The 8510-nt window shown below is 32.2% G+C and carries 7 protein-coding genes and 1 other RNA gene; 2 read left to right on the forward strand and 6 right to left on the reverse strand.

Annotation, left to right across the window (positions count from 1 at the left end; all coding sequences use genetic code 11):
- Positions 1 to 130: 130 nt before the first annotated feature.
- From DNJ77_RS09550 to dnaA, 5 genes are all read right to left on the reverse strand, one after another.
- Positions 131 to 1234 (reverse strand): anhydro-N-acetylmuramic acid kinase, encoded by a 1104-nt coding sequence (locus tag DNJ77_RS09550; RefSeq protein WP_116964841.1) that lies wholly within the window; start codon positions 1232 to 1234, stop codon positions 131 to 133.
- Position 1235: 1 nt separating this feature from the next.
- Positions 1236 to 1622: a hypothetical protein gene (locus DNJ77_RS09555; RefSeq protein WP_116964842.1), complete on the reverse strand. Its 387-nt coding sequence runs from the start codon at positions 1620 to 1622 to the stop codon at positions 1236 to 1238.
- A gap of 4 nt (positions 1623 to 1626) precedes the next feature.
- Positions 1627 to 2274: a hypothetical protein gene (locus DNJ77_RS09560; protein ID WP_116964843.1), complete on the reverse strand. Its 648-nt coding sequence runs from the start codon at positions 2272 to 2274 to the stop codon at positions 1627 to 1629.
- Between the two features lie 81 nt (positions 2275 to 2355).
- Positions 2356 to 3465 carry a DNA polymerase III subunit beta gene (gene dnaN / locus DNJ77_RS09565; protein WP_116964844.1) on the reverse strand — a complete coding sequence of 370 codons (1110 nt, stop codon included), beginning with the start codon at positions 3463 to 3465 and terminating at the stop codon, positions 2356 to 2358.
- 33 nt (positions 3466 to 3498) lie between these two features.
- Positions 3499 to 5010, reverse strand: a complete 1512-nt coding sequence (gene dnaA / locus DNJ77_RS09570; protein ID WP_116964845.1) for a chromosomal replication initiator protein DnaA — start codon at positions 5008 to 5010, stop codon at positions 3499 to 3501.
- Between the two features lie 680 nt (positions 5011 to 5690).
- Here dnaA and ffs point away from each other — a divergent pair.
- Positions 5691 to 5788, forward strand: an RNA gene (ffs, locus tag DNJ77_RS09575) — signal recognition particle sRNA small type.
- 4 nt (positions 5789 to 5792) lie between these two features.
- On the opposite strand, the gene DNJ77_RS09580 is transcribed toward ffs, so the two are convergent.
- Positions 5793 to 6554, reverse strand: coding sequence for a glucosaminidase domain-containing protein (locus DNJ77_RS09580; RefSeq protein ID WP_116964846.1), 762 nt, complete (start codon positions 6552 to 6554; stop codon positions 5793 to 5795).
- A gap of 316 nt (positions 6555 to 6870) precedes the next feature.
- On the opposite strand from DNJ77_RS09580, the gene pepD reads away from it, so the two are divergent.
- On the forward strand, positions 6871 to 8346 hold the full coding sequence (gene pepD, locus DNJ77_RS09585; RefSeq protein WP_116964847.1) for a beta-Ala-His dipeptidase: 1476 nt from the start codon (positions 6871 to 6873) through the stop codon (positions 8344 to 8346).
- Positions 8347 to 8510: the final 164 nt, after the last annotated feature.

The raw sequence follows: 8510 nt of genomic DNA on the forward strand, positions 1-8510 counted from the left end.
ACCCTTATCCAGAGCCCTCTCACCAAACACTCTCAGTGACAACGAGTCGCCATTATACACACACATCAATTCCCCGCAAGCGCTTTTTTTAACTTTTTTTTAATTTTGTTTAATCGTGTTTGAAAAACGTTCATTTTACTCGATGAAGCGTCCCTACCAAACAATCTTCACTACCACCTGTTGACAATGAAAAAGGTATTTTTTTACTATTGATGTGACAATATCCAAACCAAGCAAATGCAATGGCTTCTATCCATTGTCCATCTACACCTAAACTGGAAATATCTGTTAAGGATATTTCTGGTAGACATTCTTTTAATAATTCCATTAAATAGTCATTGCCTACACCACCACCACAAACATAGACCTCTTTAGTATCAGGTTGCACATTTAAAACTGCATCTGCAATTGTTTTAGCACTAAGTACATGTAGCGTTGCTTGAACATCTTGCGCTTCTTCATTCCCTGTTAAGTACTGTTTCAACCAAGATAAATTAAAATATTCCAAACCCGTACTTTTGGGTGTTTGTTTAGAAAAATACGGATCAGCTAACATTCTATTGAGTAGATCTGATAACACCTGTCCACCTTTTCCCCACTCTCCATTATGATCATAAGCTTTTCCTTTGTGTTGATATATCCAATGATCTATCAAAGTGTTGGCTGGTCCTGTGTCAAATCCAATCAGTGTTTTTTGAGAATGTAAACAACTAATATTAGCAATACCACCCAAGTTTAAAATCACTCTATTTATCATTGAATGACTAAAAAAAGTTTGGTGAAAAACTGGTACTAAAGGTGCGCCTTGCCCACCAAAAATCATATCTTTGTTACGAAAGTCATTCACAATAACAAGATTCGTTTTTGCAGCAATGACATTACCATTTCCTAATTGAATACTGAATCTAGGGACCTTGTGTGGATGGTGGTAAACCGTCTGTCCATGACAGCCAACAGCTTTAATTTGAGCCTTTTCAATTTTATAACGATTTAATAACTCATTAATACAGTTTGCATATATAAGCCCCAACTCATAATCTAAACTACCAAATTCATGTAATGATAAATGATAATTATTTTGATAAATCTGCCTAATTGCTGATTTAATTTCACTTGGATAGGAAAAGCTATGTGCCGCTATTAACTTAAATACTGAAGACTCAAATTGAACAACCACACAATCAATTGCATCCATACTTGTACCAGACATCACACCAACATAATAAGCTAACATATCAAATACCTTTTAGCTTATTTTTTACGCAGTTGATTAATGGTAATGCAAACATTCCAATAAAAAATATAAGCGCAATAAAAAACAACAGTTGCAACCACCACGGAAAATTGAGCATAATTTGCCAGGCGTGATTTAATTGTTCCCCTACACTACTAAAGCTTTTTTTTTCTTCAGGCATAAATCTAGCTGATATCATTGATATCGAAACCAAATAAAATAAAGTAATAATATAAAGCAATCCATATAGTTTATATCGCCGTATTTTCATATGTTTCAACGTCAAAAAATTATTGACTTCTTGTTCATTATTACTAGATGTTGTTGAAATAAGTGTTTTAATCCAAAAAAATGCTAACACAATAGCATAAATAGCAAAAATAACCATATCCTTACCAATCTGAACTAACTTGTTTAATAAAATTCTCCACTTTTTGCTCATTTTGCGCTAATGCGCTACTTTTTGCCTCTAATGGCAGCAATGCTCCACCGCTAATTCTAGCGTACCCTAAATCATTTTTATAAACGATTACAGGAACTGAATTGATAAGCCCTTTTAACACTCTCATATTATGATTGAACTGTTCAATTTGCATATCATTTGGATCAGCTACAGGCTTAATTCCGCCTTCTTCTTTGCTATAGTCAAATTGGTTTTCATTTTCTTTAAGCGCATCTATTGGTGATTTAGCACTTAAAATAGCCATAGTCTTGGTTGGGCTAGAAGGTTTAATGATACCAATAGGTACCCATCGAATGGCAAGCATATCATTTTGAATAAACTTCTGTGAAGCTTCAAAAAAAGCATGACAGAATTTACAGTTTGGATCAAAAATTACATATACCTTATGTTTAGCAATTGTATTTCCTTGCGCAATGTAATTTGAATTACCTACTGCTTGATACAAACTTTCTGTGTGTATGTCTTGATGCTCAAAGGAATAAGTATTTTTTACATTAGGTTTGAGTGCAAACAAGTAATATGCACCCCAGAAAATTACAATTAACGTAATAACTAATATTACCAGGCGTTTTAGCATGACGTATCCAACTGTTTTATATCTAAGTAAAGTAATAAAATCCTAGAAAATTTATAATTTTTTACCAGTTATTTTATAAAATTATAATTTGATCGGACTAACAACATATGTACTGCAACTATTGCTATCTTTTATTAAAACGCTCATCGCTGGATTTTCGAAGTAAAAATTGATATCTTCAATATCCAAAACATTAACAATATCAAGCAAATAATTGACATTAAAACCAATTTCCATTGGCTTATCTTCATATTTAACTTCAAGTTGATCTTGAGCTTCTTCATGCTCTGGATTATTTGCAGACAATAATAATTCATTTTGCTTAAGCTCTAAACGCACACCACGATATGTTTCATTGGACAAAATTGCTGTACGAATAAGTGCTTGTTTTAACTGTGTTCTATTAGCAATCAAGACCTTAGTATTATTCGGTGGAATAACTCGTGTATAATCTGGAAACCGCCCTTCGATCAGCTTTGAAGTATATTGAATATCTGCCAATATTACTCTGAAATAGTTCTTACCAATCTGAATTTCGACTTCAGCATCTTCTGGTGCAGAAAGTGTTCTTTGCATTTCAAGTATTGCCTTTCTGGGGACAATCATTTGAACACCTTCAAGGTAAGTATTTTCAATTATGGCTTCAGAGCTAGCCATTCTATGTCCATCTGTTGAAACCGTCCTAAAATTATCACCATTAACTTCCCACAACATACCGTTTAAAAAATAACGCACATCATTGTTCGCCATGGCAAATTGTACTCGTTTAATCGTTGTCATTAATTGCTCAAATGATATTTTAAACATCGCTCGACCAGTATCTTCATTCATAGTAGGGAAGGTCTCTGCACCTAAAGTAGATAAACTAAATCGGCTACGATTACAACAAATAAGTACACGATTATTTGTTTCTTGAATAATTTCTATTTCTGCACCGTCTGGTAGGTTACGAATAATCTCATTTAACTTTTTTGCAGGAATAGCTATTTGCCCATCTTCAAACGACTGATTTAAAGTAACATGACTAATGATTTCTGTCTCCAAATCAGATGCTTTTAAAAGCAACTTACCACCTTCTATTTTAAATAAAACACTACTTAAAATAGGCATTGTATGCTTTTTGTCTGCAACAGATACCAATGCTTGCAATGGTTTTAATATTGCATCTCGAGAAAGTATGAATTTCATCATAAGTAAATACCCCTAAAATAAAACTTAAAATAATTAATGAGCTAACTTGCGTGATAAATTTTGATAATCGTCTTGTAAATCAACGTTGTTTAATAGCAGTTTTTGTATTGTTCTGACTGCGTGTAAAACCGTTGTATGGTCTCTTCCACCAAAAAAGCTACCAATTTCAGGTAAACTATGATTAGTGAACTCTTTTGCTAATGCCATCGCCACTTGTCTTGGTCTTGCAACGTCTCGACTCTTCTGCTTTGAAAGTAAATCTGTGATTTTAATATTATAATAATCAGCGACAACTCTTTGGATATTATCAACTTTTACAATTTTTTCTTGAATAGAAATCACATCTTTCAAACATTCATAAGCAAGCTTTTCATCAATTGCTTTTTTATTGAACTGTGCATAATTAAGTACTCTTCTTAACGCACCTTCCAATTCTCTCACGTTTGATCGAATGTGTTTTGCCATAAAAAGTGCTACATTTTGATCAATAGGACGACCAAATTGGCTTGATTTGTGCAATAATATTGCACTTCGTGTTTCTAAATCAGGAATATCAATTGTCACGGTTAAACCATAACCAAATCGCGAAACAAGCCTTTCTTCTAACTTAGGGATTTCCTTCGGATATTTATCACAAGATAAAACCACCTGCTTACCATTTTCTAATAGAGTATTAAAAGTATGAAAAAACTCTTCTTGAGATCCTGCCTTGCCAGCAATAAATTGAATATCATCTACGAGTAAAACATCAACTGAACGATAAAAATTTTGAAACTCATCACCCGAATGTAAACGTACTGCATCAACATAATCTTTGACAAAACGCTCAGAAGTAACGTATAACACTTTTGCAGTGGGGTTGTTATGTAATACATAATTACCAATTGCATGCATTAAATGCGTTTTGCCAAGCCCACTCCCACCATAAATAAACAAAGGATTATAAGCAAGCCCAGGGTTAATCGAAACTTGCATTGCAGCAGCGCGTGCAACTTCATTAGCCTTACCAACGACAAAATTATCAAAATTATATTCTTTTTTTAAAGGAGAACCAAAATCAACTCTTCGTTGTTCCTTTGGCAAGGCTAAAGCTTCATCAAAACCATAAAGCTCACTCGAGATACCTGAAATTTTATCTTTATCAACAACTAACTTTTCTTTGCTATCTTCTATAAACTCAACTTTTTCAACAGGTGCAGGAGAAGCACTTTTTGTAAAAAGATCGGTTTGAGGTCCTACACTGCTTTTAAAAGGTTCAAAAAGATTATGCTTAGTTGTGGATAAAGATTCATCATGTGATGAGCGTTTTTCTGTTTCAACTGAAAAATCAACTATTAAAAGCTCATTTTTTTTGTGTTTTTTCAACGCATCTACAATCAAAATTTGATATTTTGTCTTTATCCAACCTAAAAAGTAGTTATTTGGCGCATAAACTGTGAATAAATTACCTTGATCGTTTACTTTTAAAGGCATGATCCAAATTCTGAATTCTTGTTCAGATAAACTGTTTTTTAAATAATCTAAACACTCTTGCCAAATACTCATATCCAACGCTTTTTCCTTTAAAATCAAGGTTTTTGGGTGATTTTTCACTCATGCCCAAAAAAAATCATTTAGAATTTAACTTTAGTTTTGGGATTATATCAAAGCGCTAACAACATGCAATCGTTCACGTAAATACCTGTGGATAACTTTGTTGATAACAATGTGAGTTTTTTGTTAATTACGGTGTGGATGTCTTTGTATATAACCTTGTTTATATCCCTTTGGATAAAATTGTGGAAAAAAACATAGAGTTAAAAAAATAAAGTTATCAACATAAAACAACAAGGATCTTAACAACTTTATTCACAAAGTTACACACAACTTAAAAACCGTCAAATAAAGGGTTTTTAATTATTTATCCACAAATATCCACAATCTAATAACAGAAAAAACAAAATATAAAAATCACTTTAAAAAGAATAGAAAGAATAAATAAAAGTAAAAAATGAGGATAACAAATAAAAAACCTTTAAGGGTAAAAAAATAAAAATTACGATGTATAATGTTTCCACATGAAAACATAAAGGATAAAACAGCCTGTGGAAATTTATCAAAAAACTAAATGGTCCTATCTTTATATTTTTAGGTTAAACCCATTAAACATCAAATACCTTAAGCAGTTAATAATGGAAATTTTTCACTTGCTAATTAGAATAAAAAAATGAATAATAATCCCGCTGGTTTGGTCCTCTTGCGACGCTAGTTTGTGAACCCCGTCAGATCCGGAAGGAAGCAGCGGTAACAAATGATGTGTGTGCCGAGATGTAGGCTAAACCAGTATTTTAGTTGTACTGATATAAATTATTACAATCCATAGTTGCAAGCAATCTATTCTCATACTCGTTATTTTTTAATTCAGAATAGTGAACAAGTGTTTTAACCAAATATTTACCTGTCAAATCTTTGCCTTGCGCGGTTAATTGAGCACGTAATTTTCTAAATTCTTCAAATTTACTCCCTGTATTTAATAAATTAAAGTATGATTGAACGCTACCAAGCGGAGAATCGAAGGTTTGTACTTCATTAATTGCACCAGTTGCTCTTTGTTTTGGCACAATACCACAGCCTTGCGTAAAACAATGTTGTCCAAAATAATTATTACCCTCAACGGAAAAACGAGAAGTCCCCCATCCTGTTTCCAAAGCAGATTGAGCTAATACCATGCTTATTGGAATCGTATTGACTTTAGTTAATAAGTCATTCACTACTTGTAATAAATTACTTTGATTAAAGTCAACTTTATATTGCTGGCATAAATCAGTTATAAACTTTGTTTCTGGCTTAGAGAGTGATTGGTTTTGATTTAATTTTATTTGGATCTTTTCAAGTGATTTTCGTTGATTGAGTACAGTCTTTTGTACTTGGTAAATAAAGGGCAACATGTAGTCAATAAACGATTGTTTACGTACTTTTATATCAGTAATATGTTGAAAATTAGGTTTTTCTATTTCTTTAGTTTGTTTAGTGCAATTTGTTACAAAGAAGCTAATGCTTATTAATAAAGAAGCAAAAAGGAATGACTGTATTATTCTTTTTAATATCATAAGTGTTTTACCTTAATTTTATTTTGTTGAAAAGCTATAAATACCCCAACTAAACGTCCATAGCTAGATACCTAGTACCCGATTATTTAAAATGATCCTTGATACTATAAAAATAATAACCACCAGTTATATCAATTACCATGATGGATTATACATCATGACACATTTAATGAATCGGGCACTAGTTTTGTAGAGGTTACCAAAATTATTTTAGATTAAATGACAAAATATTCGAATAGTTATGGCGCTTTTTTTGAATAAGTTTATCTGTTAAAATCTATCACATTATTTTGTAATATTTATATGGAGAGAATATATGACTGAGCAATTGGAGATGATACAAAAAATGGATTTAAAGGCATTAAAAAGTGAAAAAATTTGGCAATACTTTATAGAAATAACGCAAATTCCAAGACCAACTTTTCATGAAGAAAAAATTAAAGCTTATTTGTTAAATTGGGCGGTTGAACAAGGATTTAGTTACAAACTAGATGATGCAGATAATATTGTTATATTTGTACCAGCAAGTAAAGGTTATGAATCTCATCCTACTGTTGTATTACAAGTACATAAAGACATGGTTTGTGAAAAAAATGCAGATATAGAGTTTGATTTTTTAAATGACAGTTTGCAATTGGAACTTTGTAATGGTTGGCTTAAGGCAAAAGGAACAACCTTAGGTGCTGATAATGGCTTAGGTATTGCTGCTGCAATGGCTGTTTCAACAGAAAAAAATATTAAACGCCCTGCACTTGAACTCTTAATAACCGCTTCAGAAGAACGAGGTTTAGTTGGAGCGAATAACCTCAGTAAAGATATATTAACTGCAAAAACGATGATTAACTTAGATACGGAAAGTTGGGGCGATATTTACGTTGGCTGCGCAGGTTCTCAATCAGCTAAATTAACTTTTGCTCTAGATGAAGTAACTCAAAGCGAAGAATTTATTAGCTTTGAGCTTATCATAAGTGGCTTAAAAGGTGGTCATTCAGGTTTAGATATTGATAAACCAAGAATTAATGCAGCAAAATTTTTAAGTTTATTATTAAATGATTTAGATCAAGCTATTGAATTTAACATCAGTCATATAGATGCAGGTAATTTACCAAACGCGATTCCAAGAGAAGCAAAAGCCGTTATTTCTTGTCAGCCTCAAGATGAAATAAAGTTTAAAACTAGAGTAAATAATTATTTTCAGTTATGGAAAGCAATTTATCAGAAAAGTGAGCCAAATTTTAACTTGCAAATAAAAGCAACGACTCGACAAAAATCATGTTTTAGCTTTGTACTAAAAGATAAACTTATAAATTTATTATCAGTGATTCACTCAGGTGTATTGGCAATGAGTTCAGCTATGTCAAACTTAGTAGAGAGTTCAAATAATTTGTCTTCAATCAAACTAAAAGATAATAAACTTATAATTACGATTTATGCCCGCAGTGATAATAATTTAGGTATTTCAACTTTTATGCAAGGTATTGAACGTAATGCAAAGCAAAATGGCGCTGATTTTGAAAAATCACAGCTTTCTCCTGGCTGGAAACCAGATATGAGCTCTAGGATACTTGAAATTGCCAAAGAAAGTTATTTTGCTTTATGCCAACAGCAAGCAAGTATCAAAGCGATACATGCAGGCTTAGAATGTGGTGCAATTGCAGATAAGTATCCACAAATGGATATGGTTTCAATCGGTCCTACGATAAAAGATGCACATTCACCTGATGAAAAAGTTGATATATCAACTGTAAGTGATTTCTATCAATTACTAAAAAATATGCTTGAACGTTTATAGAAAAAGGAAAATGTTAAATTAACGAGGACTTTTATTTCATTTCAACTTTGATTTTATCTAAGGTAGGTTTGATGTCAGAATAAGCTTTATCGATTTCCTGGTTAAATTGACCTTGACTTTGTGCCTTTAACACTTCCTCTACCTTTTGCTGTAACTGATCTAGT

This window comes from Fastidiosibacter lacustris (genome assembly GCF_003428155.1).
In the GTDB taxonomy this organism is placed as follows: domain Bacteria; phylum Pseudomonadota; class Gammaproteobacteria; order Francisellales; family Francisellaceae; genus Caedibacter; species Caedibacter lacustris.

Coding starts and splice junctions, on each gene's coding strand:
- DNJ77_RS09550 (WP_116964841.1), bottom strand. CDS start 1,234: ATGTTAGCTTATTATGTTGGTGTGATGTCTGGTACAAGTATGGATGCA.
- DNJ77_RS09555 (WP_116964842.1), bottom strand. CDS start 1,622: ATGGTTATTTTTGCTATTTATGCTATTGTGTTAGCATTTTTTTGGATT.
- DNJ77_RS09560 (WP_116964843.1), bottom strand. CDS start 2,274: ATGCTAAAACGCCTGGTAATATTAGTTATTACGTTAATTGTAATTTTC.
- dnaN (WP_116964844.1), bottom strand. CDS start 3,465: ATGATGAAATTCATACTTTCTCGAGATGCAATATTAAAACCATTGCAA.
- dnaA (WP_116964845.1), bottom strand. CDS start 5,010: ATGAGTATTTGGCAAGAGTGTTTAGATTATTTAAAAAACAGTTTATCT.
- DNJ77_RS09580 (WP_116964846.1), bottom strand. CDS start 6,554: ATGATATTAAAAAGAATAATACAGTCATTCCTTTTTGCTTCTTTATTA.
- pepD (WP_116964847.1), top strand. CDS start 6,871: ATGACTGAGCAATTGGAGATGATACAAAAAATGGATTTAAAGGCATTA.